A 16,658-nucleotide genomic window follows, 5' to 3' on the forward strand; every position below is an offset into this window, starting at 1 on the left:
GTAAAGAAATCTGTATGAGAGAAATGGGTCTTATAGATATAAACCAAGGACGATATCCATATAAAGCATAAGACTACAGCTATTATACATATCATCAAAAAAGACACTCCAAATCCCGGCAGTGTCTTTCATTTTTTAATATATTCTTTTTACCTGAATTGGTTTTTGGGTTTGATAGCATTGATTTTTTTGGGGGTAAACTCTGTACGGAAACCGTTAGTTGCTTTTTTAACAGAGTCTGTAACTGAATGTATCGCTTCACCAACATCCTGAGCAGAATCCAATAATGGTTCAACCGTTTTCATTTTAGTTTTTACATCGTCGGTGATTTCATTTGCAGTTTGCAATAGTTGTTTCGATTCGCCGGACAAATCATGGATGGCATTTCTCACCTCAGTCAATGTTTGATTGGCTTCTCCTATCGTGACCATTCCCTTTTGAAGAGTACTGATTAAAAATACGACCAACCAAATGAAGGCTAAAGCGATCGCTGCCACACTATATTGAATTATCAAGATAAAGCTCCCCCTCTAAATTAAATAATAGAAACGATTGCTTTAAATAGGTTAGTGAATCCCGGGGTGCCTGTTTTTTAATGATAAATGATGATACTATTTGATTATTATTTGAACCCCCTCAGCTTCAGTTCGAGTTGATGGAACTGTCGGAGTGGATAAATCCTTAGGGCCGCCTTCCAAACTCGCTTCTTTTATGGAATTGGTTACATTATGAATCATTTCTCCAACATCTTGAGCTGATTCCAGCAATGGATCGACATTTTCCATCTTCCCTTTAACATCCGCTGTAATTTGATTGGCAGAGTGGATCAATTGTTTGGACTCTTGCGTCAATCCATGTACCGCATTCCTTACCTCTTCCAGTGTCTTATTTGTTTCTTCGAGTGTTCCCATTCCTTTACGCAGCGTCTGGTTGACATTATATATCAAATACACGACGGCTCCGGAGACACTGGCCACACTTAATTTAATGAACATTTTCATATATCCACTCCTTTCATTTAAATTTATGCACTGTCCCTTCCATTAATTCCCTAAAGTCCGTCGCTTGTCCAGTCAGTTTTATAGAAGAACCATTCACCTTATCCTATTAGAAGTTTAAAGGGTAAGTTTAAAGGATAATAATAAGGGAGAGATCATATTATAGGAGGAGATTTGTTCATGTCACATGAGAATTATTCATCTGTTATCCAAACTTTAAATGATTGTATGACCGCGTGTAATCATTGTTATGATGCATGCTTAAAAGAAGATCATGTAAACATGATGGTGGAGTGCATTCGCTTGGATCGGGAATGTGCGGATATTTGCTCTTATTTAGAACAGGCGATAAGAAGAGGTACACCGTTTATTTCAGAGTTGGCTGCAGTTTGTGCCCAGATTTGTGAAAGCTGCGGAAACGAATGTAAAAAACACGATCATGAACATTGTCAAAAATGTGCTGAAGCATGCTTTAGATGTGCAGAAGAATGCAGAAAATTAGCCGCTTGATGTAAGGAATAGCTTAGTGCTATTCCTTTTATTTATACTTCCCCCTTACCTACCCATTACTTTATTAAACCTATTTAAGGATGATGATATAATCTATATATTCTAGCGAGGTTTATGTTGAAATTTCATTAATATAAATAAATACTTTACAAATGAAATTTGTAAAAATACGAAAAACACATATTGAAAACCGCCATTTTTAGGCACACTAGTATTAAAAACAGGAGGATATTATGACACCTCGTAATGTTCCGGCTAAAGATGATTTAGAAGTGAAAGATACCCCCGCTTCACCTGATAAGGAAAGTGAAGTAGCCAAACTCAATCGATTATTAGGTGCGGTCATGCGATATTTATCAGATGATGAGCAAGAAGAAATTGATATAGAGTATCTTCTCGAAAACACCGAAGGGCTGCGGGATTGGTGGAGTGAATATAGGGAGCTTGATCGAAAACGGGTCGAAGAAGAAATAAAAAATTCCCTGACAGCCCTATCCCTTGAAGAACTTGAAAACATCCGTGAACAAATCCGCACAAAGGAATAATAAAAAAATCCCTGCACTGGGATTTAACCAGATCATGCAAGGATTTTTTTTATTTTCTACCATATACAAAGAAAAATCATTCCATTCATGTGGAAATCATTTGATTCAAAGACCACTCAATAAACGTAGTTCTAGTTGAACGATCATGGAATCAACTAATGCATTCAATGGATTTAAAACTGTCATTCCTGTCTCAAGTTCATATCTCTTTGCTGCTTCGACCATTGATAGTTGAGCCACCGACAGTGGTCTATTTTCGTTATTAAACTGGTATAGGAAGTTCAAAATTTTCTCGTTATACCTCTCTCCCAATCCCTGCATAATGAATTCAAAGGCATTGTCGATGATGATGACTTCAAAATCCACAGCCCCATATTTTTCAGCATGGGCATTTAAACGTTTGACTGTTCCTTCAACAGTGGCAGGGTTCGTGAATAATATCATCTGCGGTTGCTGCAATTGGCAAATTTGCTCAAAATATGGTTCATCAATTTTAATGATAGGCATGGGTAAGGATAGCTGCTCTTCGTTTAAAATAGCGATGTAATTTGTACAGGTTATCAGAATGGCATCCACTTTACATTCGGCAATCCATTCTACTTGTTGTATAACCCTTTTTTTAGCATCCGAATGCTTAAAATTTTTATCCGTTGGCACCCGTTGCAACAATCCCGGATCTACAAAATGAAGCCATTCAATATCGAAGTTCGAGAATGCGGTTTCTATGTATTCTATATTTGTTTGGTGTGCATGCAAACAGCCTATCTTTTTTTTCATGAATCTCCCGCTTTCCACAGATAGTATTCTGATTATTCTAACACAAGAAACCGGCGTTACACTGACCGCAATAAGCAAAAACGATGATTAGCCATAGTCCTCCTGACATCATCGGGAGTCAAAAGACTGCTTTTTAGTATCAGAATGCTCAGTTGGTATGAATCCGGCTCTTGAGCATATATTTATCAAGGCGCTAGCAAGAGACAACATCAGGAAAATGGAACTTCAGTAACCTAATTACTTCTCGACTCAAGTAATGCATTTGTTTTAGAATAAAAAAATCATTAAAAAGAAAGGCTTTTTTCGTAAAGATTGTTGTTTTTAAAATCTAAACGATTTAAGGTTAATTGGAGCGCAGTGCGAGACTCCTGCGGGAGCAGCGGGACACGTGAGACCACAGGCGTTTACGCCGAGGAGGCTTACCTCCCGCCCCGCGGAAAGCGAGCATCTGTAGGGAAAATCAACCACACCGCTTCACTTGGTAAATAGCAACAAATTATGCGAAAACAGCCAAAAGAAAAAAGTAAACCGTAATCGTCAGATAAAAATCAATATATTGGGGAGTGTTCACCATTCTTTATTTAATTGCGATTCTTTTCCCTCCATTAGCCGTATTATTAGCCGGTAAACCCATCCAGGCAGTGATTAATCTGGTACTCACACTATTTTTCTATGTCCCTGGTTTAATTCATGCAATCTTAGTGGTGCATGATAAGAAAGCTGATAAACGAATGAAGCTGCAAGCAGCACTTATAGCTAAATCGAAACAAACGACAAAGTGATTTATACAACTGCTAATAACCCGAATGCGGCATTCGGGTTATTACTATCAAAACAATTCGGTTAATTGTATCTGTGCGTCTTTCTAAGTCCTTTATGATAACAAGAATCACATATATGAAAACGCGAGTCATCCGGAAGCCTTTTTCCACAGCGCTTGCATTTTTTTTGATAATTCAACATTTCGTCTTTTAACTGATCATGAACGCCATCACTGATTTCTTCACGGATACGCTCCCAATAAACGGCTTCCGTTCGCTTACCCATCCGATATAAAAATAGTAAATGAAGACCTATCGCTTTATAAGATAGCTCCAATTCCTCCAGATTTCTAGTCTTGATGATCGGTTCAGGAAGGTCACTGTTCTCGGCAATCGCTTCGACCGTTTCCAGCCACTGTCTGATCAAACTTGGTTCTTTTGCCGAAAAAGGAATATGCAGGAAACCATATAAATCCATTAAAGAGAAACGCGCTTCGATTTCAGTATCCCTTATAAGTTCGTAAAGCTCCCTTTCTTCCGATAGAGATGCCTTTTTCGTGCCTTTAGGAGGCTCAAACCTCTCCCACATTTCGAAAAATGTCCCTAGGTTCCGGTAATATTTTTGAAAACGTTCAAACACAGCAGAGGTTGGGGCGATAGTGAAGGTTTGAACTGGTTCATCTACTTGTTCCAGCAACTTATTCATGATTTTGATCTCTGCTGTAAATGCTACCTTTCCCGTGTCATAAATTCCTTTTCTACCCGCTCGACCTGCGATTTGTTTGATTTCTTGAGAAGTCAATCTTCTTCTCCGTGTCCCGTCGAATTTTTCATTTTCAAGAAAGACGATGCGGCGTATTGGCAAGTTCAATCCCATACCAATCGCATCGGTGGCAACGACAACTGATGTTTCACCACGATTGAATAACTCTATTTGCCGTTTTCTATTTTCAGGAGGCATACTGCCGTATATCATGCTGACATTATGTCCGCTCTCTTTTAACCGGGACGCGGTTTCCAGTACCTGCCTTCTCGAAAAACAAATGAGGGCATCCCCTTTTTTTGTATACTTCAGTCCAAACTCCCTTTGTTCTACCTCAAGCGGTATTTCCCGTCTGTATTCGTGGAGTTCTAAATCAGCTTCATTCAGAAGGTTCATAAGCATCATTTTGATATTATTACTCCCGATAATGTGTACTTCTTTCGCATTTGCTTGCGTGATTGCCCTGAACCATGAAAAACCTCGATCTTTATCGGCAATCATTTGGGCCTCATCTATGACGATTACTTCATGGTAGTCTTTCTCATGAAACATTTCAACGGTGCTGGAGACATGTTTAGCTCCCTCAACTGCCTTTTCTTCTTCACCGGTTTTTAATGAACAGGGTACACCATCCGCATTTAATTTATCAAATACCTCAAGGGCCAACAGTCTTAGGGGAGCTAGATACAAACCGCTTTCCGCTTCTTTCATTTTCTCCAGGGCCTTATGCGTCTTCCCGGTATTGGTTTCTCCGATATGCAAAACATATCTTACTTTTTTTCCTAATGATGGAGTATAGGCCTTACCGATGATGTCATCGATCATCCTTTGCTCTTCTGCCAGCCTCTTGGCTTGCTCTGCCAATACTTCAGCTTTTCTTCTCTCCCTGTTCTCCACGTCTTTTTCGTATATTTCTTCGTGCAATGTTTCATTAAAAGGAATTCCTTCAAGCTTCAGTAAATCAGAAAGGTATTCTTCCTGAAGTTCATCGAAACAGGACTGAGACAAATCAGCCAATTCATCGCTTAGTATACCCTTAAGGGCATCCACCGTCAGCCTTTCCCCATATGACTCAAAAAAATCATGATGCAGTGCAGCAGATAGATGTTGCAAGTATTTTCCAGGGGCTAATTCCATTATGAAATCCGAAACTAATCTTTCATACCTGTAGAAGTAATTTTCATATTCATAACGGTTCCTTCCCCAACCGATCAATGAGTGAATATCGCCTGTCAGTTCTTCAAAAAAATCAGTGACCATTAGGTATTCGGCAGCTTGAAAGCCTCCCTCTTCAACCAACTGTTCTTCAAGCAAGTATGGATCGACATATTGAAATTTAGGCTTATTCTTAAGATCTTTTGCCAAAATTCCAGCGATATAATACCTGACATGTAAATATAAAAAAAGTGAGTTACTTTCAAAAAAGCCATTGGCCTCTTCTTGCAGTCTTGCGCGTATCTTCCAGCGCTGCTTGGCAAGCCGCTGTTCTTCTTGACGCCTAAAGAATTTTTCCCTTGCATTTTTATATCTCTTCTCCCAATCTTCTTGATTATCAGCAAAGGTTTTTTTAATCCACGTTAAGCCATCAAACGGGCGATACTTCTTTAATTCGTTCCGGAACATGCTATTGATCAGTTTATGATCTGAACCTTCCGTTACAAATCCCCTTTCGCTTAAAAACGCCTTTTTTTCCTTTCTTGGCACATCGTTAGATGCTTTATTTAGCCAAACATTTATCCAAATTTGCTCAACAAAAGTCGTCCTGTCTGATATATAAGCTGAATAAGAAGGCATCGTCTCTTGATTTTCTAAATAAAAATCCATATCCTGGATTATTTTTTCCTTTGTATTCTCTATAGCAATAGGATATATACTTTCTAATTTTCCCATAATGATCCCCTTTTGAATTATCCAATATGTACTTTATTGCTTGCTTTTATCCTCCCCAAATTTTTTTTATAAATGAGCGCGATACATCCGTTTTATCAAAATTCATGTACCCTCACAAATTGCTTTACATTCGAACGCTCCAGGGCAAAATAGAAAAACATACCAAGCATGCACATCAAAGGTACTCTTCCCATTTCATTTACAGTATAATGCATGATAAATAGACTGATCATTGCCTTAGGATTATGGATCATGAGGTGTATACAGAAATTTAGCTGGTTGATAATCCGGTGAAAGAAAATTTAATGATAGTAAAAAAATGCCGAAAATAAAGTAAAGGTCAATTTTTTAACTTTTTCGTTTACATGATTCATGGTTAAAACGAATCCAACCCCTTAATTGAGTTTAGTGGAAATCCGGACTACTGTCACGGTATTCAGATTCCGCTTTTGTGTCTTTGTCGTTCAATATGAAAATAACATCCGGAAAACTAAAAAGACTATAGATAAAAGAGGAGCCTGAGAATGATTCAGCAAGATATCAACTATTATAAAAATTTCGATTCTATCGCTAAAGAAGTATTAGCACTATTAGCCCAAACCATTGAGGTCAACACATTCTTCCTTTCTATATTGAATCCCATCCAGAGTTTTATGATCAAATCCTTCAATAGAAATGCAGAGTTGATTTGTGCAGGTGACATCCTTCCTTATAATATGGTTTATTGCAAATTAGTTGTTGAGAATGGTTTGGAACCTCTCGTTATCCCGAATTTGAGGGAACATGAATTGACTAGTGGCCATCCCGCAACGGAGTTTATAGGGAATGGGTGTTTTATGGGAGTCCCTCTAATAAATGAGGGTGAAACCATTGGGACATTATGTGCATTTGACATTAAACCCCATGTTTTTAAAGAATATGATCTGATACTCATTAAGTCTTTGGCAGCTTTGATTAGTCATACCATACTTCTTGAAAAAGGGATTATCAGGGATCCTTTGTCAGGTCTATATAATCGGCACTTCATAAAAAATTATTTCGAATATCATAAAGATAAAACAAACGATGAAATGGCCCTTCTTTACATCGATCTTGATCATTTTAAATTTTTCAATGATTCTTTTGGCCATGATGCTGGTGACGGCGTTATCAAAAAGGCAGCGGAATGCTTTTTGCAAACCGTTCCCGAAGGCAGTCATGTGGCCCGAATCGGAGGTGATGAATTCATTGTATTATTACATCCATCGCATTGTGAAGATTTAATGAAAAACACTCAGCAAAACGCTGAATTATTACTGAAGCATTTATCCACCATGCCCATTCACATTAATGGAAATGATCATTTTGTATCAGCTAGCATAGGGATAAGTTTTTATCCTCATAATGGTACGGAAATGGAGTCACTTTTAAAAAAAGCGGACCGTTCCATGTATTTGGCTAAAGAGTCTGGACGTAAGAAAATTCAATACTTCCACCAGCAGTGATCATCTGGAAAATCAAAAAACCAGTTCTCCTTGGAGACTGGTTTTCTTTTACCTTAAAAAAATCCAACGTTTAGTTTTCAGCTTTTGTAAAAGCTTGAGCAACTCAGCATTTCCCTTATGTATCCGTTTCTCGGACGGTGAAGCGGAGGGGACTGGGATGTTAACTCTCTCGGGTTTTTTGTTCATAATCTGAAAGACCCTTCCTATTCTTTGATTTTGAATAGTATATGCGGGTTCTCCATGAAATATCATAAGGAAAGGAAAAACCCCCTTCCTTTCTTATAAAACATTTTTTAATCGGCTGAAGCGTGCAGCTTTTTCTTTTTGTTTCAGAATAATGCGTTCGTTTTGTTTCATCACTTTTTTAGTATGGGGGCTTAAACCTACATCGGGTATTTTCACCTGTGGTTTGATTACGGCAACTGACACGTCATTGCCCGCTTTATCATATATGCTCATTTATCCTTCACCACCTGGTTTTTGTTTTATGACCATATCGAACATCATGATTAATAATGCTATTAATAAACAATCGACTTCTGAAACGAAGCTTTCCGATTTAACGTCAAGGATATAAGGTTCCATCAAAATACTAACAGGCTGCAAAGCCATTTTTTCTTCATCATTATAATACGTATCTTCTCTTTCCAATGTAGCACGAATGGTACTGCCATTCAAGTTCGTATGCCCATTTATCACCAATTGCTTGTCCTGTTCCGTCTTGAAAGGAAGGATTTTCACGTTCATCCCTTCCTTTGCCGCATATGCTTGCAGGAGAATGCTCAAATAAGCCAAATATTCCTTATTCGTTTGATAATACTCAGGTATTCCTTCCTTTTTTAGGAGATGAAACATATTCTTGACCTTTTCCCTATTATCCGTTAAAAGTTTGTCACTTTCCGCAACGGCTTTTGTTGCATAGGATAGCTCGTTATCGCCAATCTTGGATATATACATGCTCAAGAACACAAACATATCGACTAGGATGAATACGATAGCCATAATCAAGAAATTTTTCCACTCATTAAAAATGCTCATCGGATAGAAATTCCAATAAATCAATGCACCCAGTATAAAAATGATATACCAGGTTTTTCGAATCGCTTCAATCCTTTTACTTACCTTGTCTTTATATTTCCAAGAAAGAATGACATAGGCTAATAAAGCAATAAATACTACCCATACAAAGACCCTGAAAAACATTAACAATCGATTTATCACCCTACCCTTCGTCTGCTACATTCCTTATACCGCTCTCTATATTATTCATTATATATACCTCTATTCCCTGCCTAAGATGGGTGAAACTTAAACACTTGTCAGAAGACTTGAGAAAAAACACTCCCTTCCAATGTGGGTTTACAGTTAATGGATCATATGTTTCACCGTCCATTGCCCTTGTCTAGGAATGGTTTATCTTAATCATATTTTTAGTGGGACATCATAGTAAATAACCCTATAAATTTTGTGATATGATATGTTTTAATAAAAGGTCTGATTAATACGGGAGGAAGCTATCATGTTGAAAATTATTAAGATTCTCATTTCTTCTTTTATAATATTGTTACTATTCCTAAACCTCTATCCTCCACTTGGGAGACGGACAAACAAAGAAAAAGTGAGAAGTTTCACTACAAAAGAGAATTTTATCAAGGGAAAATTTCAAAATCAGATTCCTGCCAGTCAAGCGATGAGTCTTAAACATACTGGTTCCATTTTACGTGATTTCATTAAACCTAATCCAAAAAGGAGGCCAGACCGTCCCATCGTAATGGGAACAAAACAACCTGCATCTGTGAAGTCCAATAAAATCACCTGGTTTGGGCATTCTGCATTCATGTTGGAGTTAGATGGGAAAACCATTTTAGTGGATCCCATGTTTGGCAAAGCGCCCACTCCCTTTCCTTGGTTTGGGAACAAGCGCTTTAGCGGTGATCTCCCTATCGATTTGGATATACTGCCTCCTATCGATGCCGTCCTCCTCTCACATGATCACTATGATCACTTGGATTATTACTCAATAAAGAAATTAAAAGATAAGGTCAGTCAGTTCATTGTCCCACTAGGTGTCGGTGGTCATCTTGAAAGATGGGGCGTTAAACAAGAACTGATTCAGGAACTTAATTGGTGGGATGAAGTTTCATTCAAGGATTTGCAATTTGTTTGTACGCCTGCACGGCATTTTTCTGGTAGAAGTTTACGTGATGGCAATACCACACTCTGGAGTTCCTGGATAATTAATGGAAAACAAGAAAAGGTATTTTTCAGCGGGGATAGTGGATATGGCAGCCATTTTAAAGAAATCGGCGAAAAATACGGACCTTTTGATATAACTTTAATGGAATGCGGACAATATGATGAACGTTGGTCAACCATCCATATGGTTCCTGAAGAAACCGTTCAAGCACACATCGATGTACAAGGAAAACGGATGATCCCCATTCATTGGGCTGGGTTCACCTTGTCTTTCCATGACTGGACAGATCCGATAGAACGGGTAACAAAAGCAGGCAATGATTATGGGGTCCAGGTTTGCACACCACAAATAGGCGAACCAGTAGTGATTGGTTCAACAGACTTCCCACAAACAAGTTGGTGGAAATGATAATGGACCATTTAGTTTGTTTAGAAAAGGGGGTCGGAAAACGTTTCTTTCATCAAATGTTGTTCCCGAACCAACTGACCCAAAGCAATATCTTCAACTCCTCAGATATCGTTTCAATCTAAATGTTATACCTAAGTTGATCGGAGCGGATGTGCGAGACTCCTGCTTAGAAAAGCGCATGTTCTTGTGCGGAAATCAACGACTAAATTGTACAAGTCATAAAAAAACTGTAGACAACCCGATTTTCTGTTTGTCTACAGTCTGAATGGTCCATCCCTAATTGGGACGGACCATTTTCATTCACATTTTCCCTTCATTATATTCCAGTTTCACTTTTATTGAATGCTCTTTCTTCACACCAAAATAATTCGTGCCTATTACACCTAAAATGATTAGTATCGACCCCAAAATATCGTAGATGGTAATCTTTTCATTTAGAATGAGAGCTCCTGCCGTTATCGTGACAACTGTGGAAAGGTTAGCAAACACACTCATTTGGGACGCTTTGATTTTTGTTAAAATCGTATTGGATAATAATGAAGTGACCAATGAAGCCAATATTCCCAAATACAAAATGGAACTGATGAATTCCATGCTCGACCATGGTGTAAAGAATTCCGCCATCGTTCCTTGTTTTAAGTGGGTGAAGAGCGCAGCCACGTTAAATATGACAAAGCCTGTTCCCATCATGAAGAAGGACATTTCACCTGGCGTATAGTCCTTGGCAAGTGAACGGGTCATCGTAGTGTAACAGGCCGTTGCAATACAGGATAGCAAGATCAATAGCATCCCAAGCATGTCCGAAAAATCGATGGTGCTCCCCTTCATCACAAAAATAAAAATGACCCCGACTACCGACAAAAGAATCGAAAGCTTTTGAAATAAAGAAGTTTTCTCCTTCAGGAAATATCCAGCTATCATCAATGTTAGAATTGGGGTGACGGCAGACAGAATTCCAGCATCGGTGGATTGCGAATACTTAAGTCCAAAAGTTTGAAAGGCAAAGAAAAGAGTTGGGAACAACAAGGATAGCGGGATCAGATTTTTAACCGACTCCCAGGAATAGTTCACCTTAATGACTTTAACGGCAACCAGGAGTAAAATGATGACGAAAGAAACCGTGAATCGGAACGCCAAAGTATCAAGCGGATTCGATTCTGCAATCGCCATTTTCGTAAATAAGAAAGATAGGCCGACAATACTTGAATGAAATAGCGCTAACATGTATGCAAATGTTCGGGATTTCATAACTGCAACTCCTCAACTAGATTACTATATTCGTATTTAGGTATAGTACCCTTTGCATCTGTTTTGCAATCCAAGTTAGAGTTAAAAAAATCCTGGTCTTTTTAGGGATATTTTACGTATTTGAAATGTAAAAAGACAACAATGTGTTGTTGATATTTTTATTAGCTTTTTTGTTGTTTTAATTTGTAAGAACACAGATGGATACCTGTTTATCATGAGGAACAATACTCCAATTTTCATATAGCTTGAAATTATAATAAGGATTATAAATGCATTTTGTGTTGCAAAATAAAGCCTATTTACAATAATGTATGGTTGAATTAAATCTGAAAGCTCATATTGTAAGAAAATATAATTATTAATTGACAATGACAGAGTTATTTGGATAGGTTTCTTCTACTTCAATGCTTTTGTAGGCGATCGGTTCTTCAAAAGTGGTGTGAGGTTTCTGTTTTCTTTTCAAATACATACTAATTGAATAAGTAACACACCCTCATACCTATTTCCCATTAATGAAGAAACAAGATGTTGCCTCCAGTAACTTTCATTTAGTTAGAACTTTGTTGAAGTATGATCATTTACAATTCATATATGATAAAATTTCAACGAGGAAGCGAGGTATATATATGGTAGTTACTACTTTAATTTTCATTATGGCTGGCCTTGCGGAAATTGGTGGCGGTTACCTGATTTGGCTCTGGTTAAGAGAAGGTAAATCTATTTACCTAGGTTTAGCCGGAGGTTTCGGATTGGTGCTATACGGCATCATTGCAACTTTCCAAACGTTCCCAACCTTTGGACGGGTCTATGCTGCATATGGCGGGGTTTTCATTGTTTTATCGGTTTTATGGGGATGGGGCATCGATAAGAAAACCCCTGATTTATATGATTGGATTGGCGCTGTAATCTGTTTGGTCGGGGTTTCAGTCATTATATGGGGTCCTAGACACTAAGAAATTAAAGGGCATAAGGCCCTTTAATTTCTATTACCAAATTCTCCACTTATTGTTTGGAGGATCTTCATCTGATTTTAATACAGTGATTCAGCATTGGTGTACCTTATATCAATTTCTTTTCCTGCCTGATTGCAGTCATGTTGCTGAAATTATCCTGAATGAACCATATCGCCGCTGCTGCAATGATGCAAGGTATGGCAAAAGCTAAAAAATTGACTTGTAATGACAACTTCATATCAAGCAGGATCCCGCAGAAAGTAGGAGCGAGTATTCCGCCAATTCTGCCGATGCCCAATGCCCAGCCGACTCCTGTAGAACGGATTTCATTCGGATAATACTGGGATACATATGCATTCGTTACGATTTGTGTGCCTGTTGTCGTACCTCCTGCAGTGGCAATCAGTATATAAAGCATAATCATGCTTGGCTTGAAACTCAGCATCGTGAGGGTAATGAATCCAATGACCAAAAAGGTTACCAGAATCCTCTTGGAACCATATCTGTCTGCAAGCTTCCCTCCAACAATTGCTCCAAAAACTGCTCCAAGGTTCAATACGACTAAAAATGTCAGGCTTGAACCTAATTCATATCCTGCTCCTCCCATGATTTTTGGAAGCCATGTACTCAAGCCATACATTACGAACAAACACATGAAAAAGGCAATCCAGAACATGAGGGTACTTAAAGTCCTCCCTTTTTTGAATAACTGTTTAACTGGAAACCCTTTCATTTCACTTTTGAGTTGCTCCTGAAGGACATAATTATCATTCATGGTGTATTGCCCGCCTAGATTCACTTGATTCAGGACATTCACCAATTTGCTTTTTTTGTTTTTTGTCATTAAATAATTTATCGACTCTGGCAACAATTTATATAATATGGGCATGAAGATTAATGGGAGTGCCCCGAGCCAAACCACTGCCCGCCAACCAAAGTTCGGAATCAGATACATCGCTCCCATTGATGCGACAACTCCCCCTAGAGCGTGCCCGCTGAACATGATCGCGACCAGGGTGCTTCTAAGTTTTTTAGGAGCATATTCAGTAATGATTGCAATTAGATTCGGCATGACTCCTCCCAAGCCTAGTCCTGCAATGAAACGTTGTAACCCAAAAGAAATTGGCTCATCGGCAAAACCTGATGTAAATGTAAATACGGAAAAAATGACCGTACAAATCAAAATGACTTTCTTTCTGCCGAATTTATCAGCCAGCGGTCCAAAGACCAACGCTCCTATCATCATTCCAAACAATGCATAGCTGCTGAATAACCCTGCCTCTACAGCAGTTATCCTCCACTCCGCCATCAAAGATGGCAAAATCGTACCAAGCATGAACATATCATACCCATCACAGATGATGATAAAGATACAACTTAATAAAATCTGCAAATGAAAGCGGTTAAATTTTTGTTCATCAATCATTTCAGGCACTTGGATCGTGCGCATTTCCTTCCCCTCTTTCTGCTTTTTTGACATAGCTTTAAGGATGTCCCTCTTTTTTGGTTGAACTCACATTTAAGGGCAACTGATAATGTTGTTATCAATAAATTTATACATATATAGAACTAAGTTCACTATATATTAACTAATTTTTTAGAATATTGTCAATATCCAAAGTCAATTAGCCAAATTGATCAACAAAAAAGCCCTCTTATTAATGAGGGCTTTTAACGAGTAGAGTATAGGATTAAGCGTCCAAGGCTTCTTTACGCTTTCTTTTCCTTGATTCTGTAATTAGATCATATCCAAGATAAAGGATGATGGCTCCGCCAAATAATTTAACATATAACGGAATGTCCGCTACAAAGAAATAAATCATAGAGAATAATGTCCCTATAATGCTTAACCAAAAAATTACATGTTTTAAAATTTTCAAAGTAAGACTCCTCACAAAAGATGAGATTATTTTTTCTAGTTCGCTCCATTTTAAGGAGGAATTAATTATCCGTACCATCATTCTAACATTTATTCTTAACCTTAAGTGTGACTCGATTTGCGAAATTATGAACATTTAAGCAACTTTTCTCAAGAATAGGCCAAGCCATCCAGAAATCTTCCCGCTTATTCTTATTAATTTTCATTTAGAACCATTACTTCGTCAAAATAGGACAATACAAATATGCATGAAATGACTGCGGAGGTATCCCTGCACTGCATTTCATGCATTTAATTTTACAAGACGTTCATTTTATTGGACTCTACCACCATTTCTTCAGCTGGTTCCAGATGATCATGTTTATAATAAGCCATTTTCGCTGGAACGAATGATAACGCAACCGCGGCAATGAGACCCGGAATAGCGAAGGCGATGAAATTCAATTGGATGGGCAGCGAGATGGATAATAGGAATCCGCCGAGGATTGGTCCGAGCATACCGCCGATCCTTCCGATTCCAGATGCAACCCCTAATGCAGTAGATCTAATATTGGGTGGATAGTACTGGGAAACATAGGCTTGTACAAGATTTTGGGCACCAATGGTACAGGCTCCTGCAACCGCTACCAAAGTGTAAATCACAAAGGAGCTTCCGCCCATTCCCAATAGGGTCAAACTGACTGCCCCAAGCGCATACAACGGCACAAGCATTTTCTTGGATCCATAGCGATCACAAAGTTTAGCGATGATAAGTGTGCCTACGATAGCGCCCCCTTGAAGAACGATCAAGAAGCCTAAGCTTGAATTCAGCGCATAGCCTGCCTCGATCATTAACTTTGGTAACCATGTATTCAATCCATATACCATCAATAGGCACATGAAAAAGGCAATCCAGAACATCAGTGTGCTTAATGCACGGGAATCCTTGAATAATCCAACAATCGGCATATTCGCATCTGTTTTTTTCACTTCCACAATTTCATCCTTGATGCCGAATTTACTCTCCGGACTGATCTTGGATAATACCCTGATCAATTCTTCTTTTTTGCCAATTCTGATCAGATGCGTCGAAGCCTCTGGTAAACGCTTCATCATGGAGGGTAAAAATAACAATGGTATTCCTGCAAACCAGAATATTGATTCCCAGCCTAGGGAAGGCATAAGCAAGATACCTAGTATCGGGGCAAGCATCCCTCCGAATGAGTAACCGCACAAAACGATTGAAACGACCATGCTCCGCATCGTTTTCGGTGCATAATCCGTCAATAAGGCAATGACGTTCGGCATGATTCCCCCTAGCCCTAATCCGGCTAAAAATCGGAAAGTCGAAAACATGGTAGGCGTGTTCGCAAATCCACATAGTAGTGTAAATAAACTAAATAAAATCAGTGAAATAGCGATTACATTTTTTCTGCCAATCCGATCTGCTAATGTACCAAAGAAAATGGCCCCGAACATCATTCCAAATAGTCCATAGCTCCCCATGGCCCCCGCTTCCACGGAAGTAAGGTTCCACTCCTCCGTCAATACCGGGACAACCGTACCGTAAACGACGAGGTCATAGCCATCAAAAAGGATAATGATAAAACACCATGCCAGCAATCCAAAATGAAAGCGATTGAACTTACTGTTGCTAATTACCTCAGTCGTATTAATTTTAGCCATAAAATTTTCTCCTCTCCAAATGACTCCAGTACTTCCATCCAAATGATAGCGCTTACGTAACCCTTAAAAAAAATATCGACTCACCATCATTTTATACAAATAGTGAACTGAGTTATCTATTTATTATTATTATAAGTGCTAATTATCTGATATTTCAATAAAAAGTTTCATATATTTTTCATAAATATCTTAAAATGTTTTCTGATGCTATCGTTTTATACAAAGTTCCGAAAATAAGTAAAAACAACAAAAAACCAGTCCCTTATCGGAACTGGTTTCTAATTATAAAAGTAGTAAGCCGCAATTGCCGTATTCAAGTAAGAAAGTTTTAAACCACCACTCCTCAAAGTGGGTGTTTGCAGAAACAATCCTGTTGTCCAAGTCGGTGACGAGGCATAACATTCCTGTCTCGATATAAAACTCCCTATTACAGCTTAAAGGTTAAAACTTAATTATCATTACGAACAACGCAGCTTGTATAGTTATAATACCGAAATATCTTCAATCTTGCAAGTTTAATTATTCCAAGACAACAAAAAAATTTCTTGTTACACATTAAGCAGGCGGAGCCAAATTAGTC

The 16,658-nt window shown here is 38.4% G+C and carries 16 protein-coding genes and 1 other RNA gene; 6 read left to right on the top strand and 11 right to left on the bottom strand.

Annotated elements, in window-relative coordinates; translation table 11 throughout:
* Window positions 1-149 precede the first annotated feature (149 nt).
* Window positions 150-515 carry a DUF948 domain-containing protein gene (locus tag N0M92_RS06395; RefSeq protein ID WP_260284964.1) on the bottom strand — a complete coding sequence of 122 codons (366 nt, stop codon included), beginning with the start codon at window positions 513-515 and terminating at the stop codon, window positions 150-152.
* A 96-nt stretch (window positions 516-611) separates the two neighbouring features.
* The gene (locus N0M92_RS06400; protein ID WP_260284965.1) at window positions 612-1,001 is read right to left on the bottom strand and encodes a DUF948 domain-containing protein; all 390 of its coding nucleotides are present in this window, start codon (window positions 999-1,001) and stop codon (window positions 612-614) included.
* A 177-nt stretch (window positions 1,002-1,178) separates the two neighbouring features.
* Between N0M92_RS06400 and N0M92_RS06405 the strand changes: the two genes are divergently transcribed.
* A complete protein-coding gene (locus N0M92_RS06405; RefSeq protein ID WP_260284966.1) occupies window positions 1,179-1,508 on the top strand; it encodes a four-helix bundle copper-binding protein in 330 nt (109 codons plus the stop codon).
* A gap of 233 nt (window positions 1,509-1,741) precedes the next feature.
* On the top strand, window positions 1,742-2,053 hold the full coding sequence (locus tag N0M92_RS06410) for a hypothetical protein (RefSeq protein ID WP_192204734.1): 312 nt from the start codon (window positions 1,742-1,744) through the stop codon (window positions 2,051-2,053).
* A 105-nt stretch (window positions 2,054-2,158) separates the two neighbouring features.
* Here the strand turns inward: N0M92_RS06410 and N0M92_RS06415 are convergent, their stop codons facing one another.
* Complete coding sequence (locus N0M92_RS06415; RefSeq protein WP_260284967.1) at window positions 2,159-2,830, bottom strand: hypothetical protein; 672 nt, start codon at window positions 2,828-2,830, stop codon at window positions 2,159-2,161.
* A 572-nt stretch (window positions 2,831-3,402) separates the two neighbouring features.
* On the opposite strand from N0M92_RS06415, the gene N0M92_RS06420 reads away from it, so the two are divergent.
* Window positions 3,403-3,612, top strand: coding sequence for a YqaE/Pmp3 family membrane protein (locus N0M92_RS06420; protein WP_260285064.1), 210 nt, complete (start codon window positions 3,403-3,405; stop codon window positions 3,610-3,612).
* Window positions 3,613-3,673: 61 nt separating this feature from the next.
* Here N0M92_RS06420 and N0M92_RS06425 read toward each other — a convergent pair whose 3' ends face one another.
* Entirely contained in the window at window positions 3,674-6,244 is a 2,571-nt protein-coding gene (locus N0M92_RS06425; RefSeq protein WP_260284968.1) for a helicase-related protein, read from the bottom strand.
* 524 nt (window positions 6,245-6,768) lie between these two features.
* On the opposite strand from N0M92_RS06425, the gene N0M92_RS06430 reads away from it, so the two are divergent.
* A complete protein-coding gene (locus N0M92_RS06430; RefSeq protein ID WP_260284969.1) occupies window positions 6,769-7,728 on the top strand; it encodes a sensor domain-containing diguanylate cyclase in 960 nt (319 codons plus the stop codon).
* A gap of 279 nt (window positions 7,729-8,007) precedes the next feature.
* Here N0M92_RS06430 and N0M92_RS06435 read toward each other — a convergent pair whose 3' ends face one another.
* Entirely contained in the window at window positions 8,008-8,187 is a 180-nt protein-coding gene (locus N0M92_RS06435) for a hypothetical protein (RefSeq protein WP_076369116.1), read from the bottom strand.
* On the bottom strand, window positions 8,188-8,931 hold the full coding sequence (locus N0M92_RS06440) for a type II toxin-antitoxin system SpoIISA family toxin (protein ID WP_260285065.1): 744 nt from the start codon (window positions 8,929-8,931) through the stop codon (window positions 8,188-8,190).
* A 316-nt stretch (window positions 8,932-9,247) separates the two neighbouring features.
* Here N0M92_RS06440 and N0M92_RS06445 point away from each other — a divergent pair, with 316 nt between their 5' ends.
* Window positions 9,248-10,333, top strand: coding sequence for an MBL fold metallo-hydrolase (locus tag N0M92_RS06445; protein ID WP_260284970.1), 1,086 nt, complete (start codon window positions 9,248-9,250; stop codon window positions 10,331-10,333).
* 300 nt (window positions 10,334-10,633) lie between these two features.
* Here N0M92_RS06445 and N0M92_RS06450 read toward each other — a convergent pair whose 3' ends face one another.
* Window positions 10,634-11,581: a DMT family transporter gene (locus N0M92_RS06450; protein ID WP_260284971.1), complete on the bottom strand. Its 948-nt coding sequence runs from the start codon at window positions 11,579-11,581 to the stop codon at window positions 10,634-10,636.
* Between the two features lie 626 nt (window positions 11,582-12,207).
* Here N0M92_RS06450 and N0M92_RS06455 point away from each other — a divergent pair.
* On the top strand, window positions 12,208-12,534 hold the full coding sequence (locus tag N0M92_RS06455) for a YnfA family protein (RefSeq protein WP_192204725.1): 327 nt from the start codon (window positions 12,208-12,210) through the stop codon (window positions 12,532-12,534).
* A gap of 106 nt (window positions 12,535-12,640) precedes the next feature.
* Here the strand turns inward: N0M92_RS06455 and N0M92_RS06460 are convergent, their stop codons facing one another.
* From N0M92_RS06460 to ssrS, 4 genes are all read right to left on the bottom strand, one after another.
* Window positions 12,641-13,984: an MFS transporter gene (locus tag N0M92_RS06460; RefSeq protein ID WP_260284972.1), complete on the bottom strand. Its 1,344-nt coding sequence runs from the start codon at window positions 13,982-13,984 to the stop codon at window positions 12,641-12,643.
* 241 nt (window positions 13,985-14,225) lie between these two features.
* Window positions 14,226-14,414: a hypothetical protein gene (locus N0M92_RS06465; protein WP_260284973.1), complete on the bottom strand. Its 189-nt coding sequence runs from the start codon at window positions 14,412-14,414 to the stop codon at window positions 14,226-14,228.
* A 296-nt stretch (window positions 14,415-14,710) separates the two neighbouring features.
* Window positions 14,711-16,078 carry an MFS transporter gene (locus N0M92_RS06470; protein ID WP_260284974.1) on the bottom strand — a complete coding sequence of 456 codons (1,368 nt, stop codon included), beginning with the start codon at window positions 16,076-16,078 and terminating at the stop codon, window positions 14,711-14,713.
* 291 nt (window positions 16,079-16,369) lie between these two features.
* Window positions 16,370-16,557: non-coding RNA, 6S RNA (gene ssrS, locus N0M92_RS06475), on the bottom strand.
* Window positions 16,558-16,658: the final 101 nt, after the last annotated feature.

Source organism: Peribacillus aracenensis (assembly GCF_025175645.1).
In the GTDB taxonomy this organism is placed as follows: Bacteria; Bacillota; Bacilli; order Bacillales; family DSM-1321; genus Peribacillus; species Peribacillus aracenensis.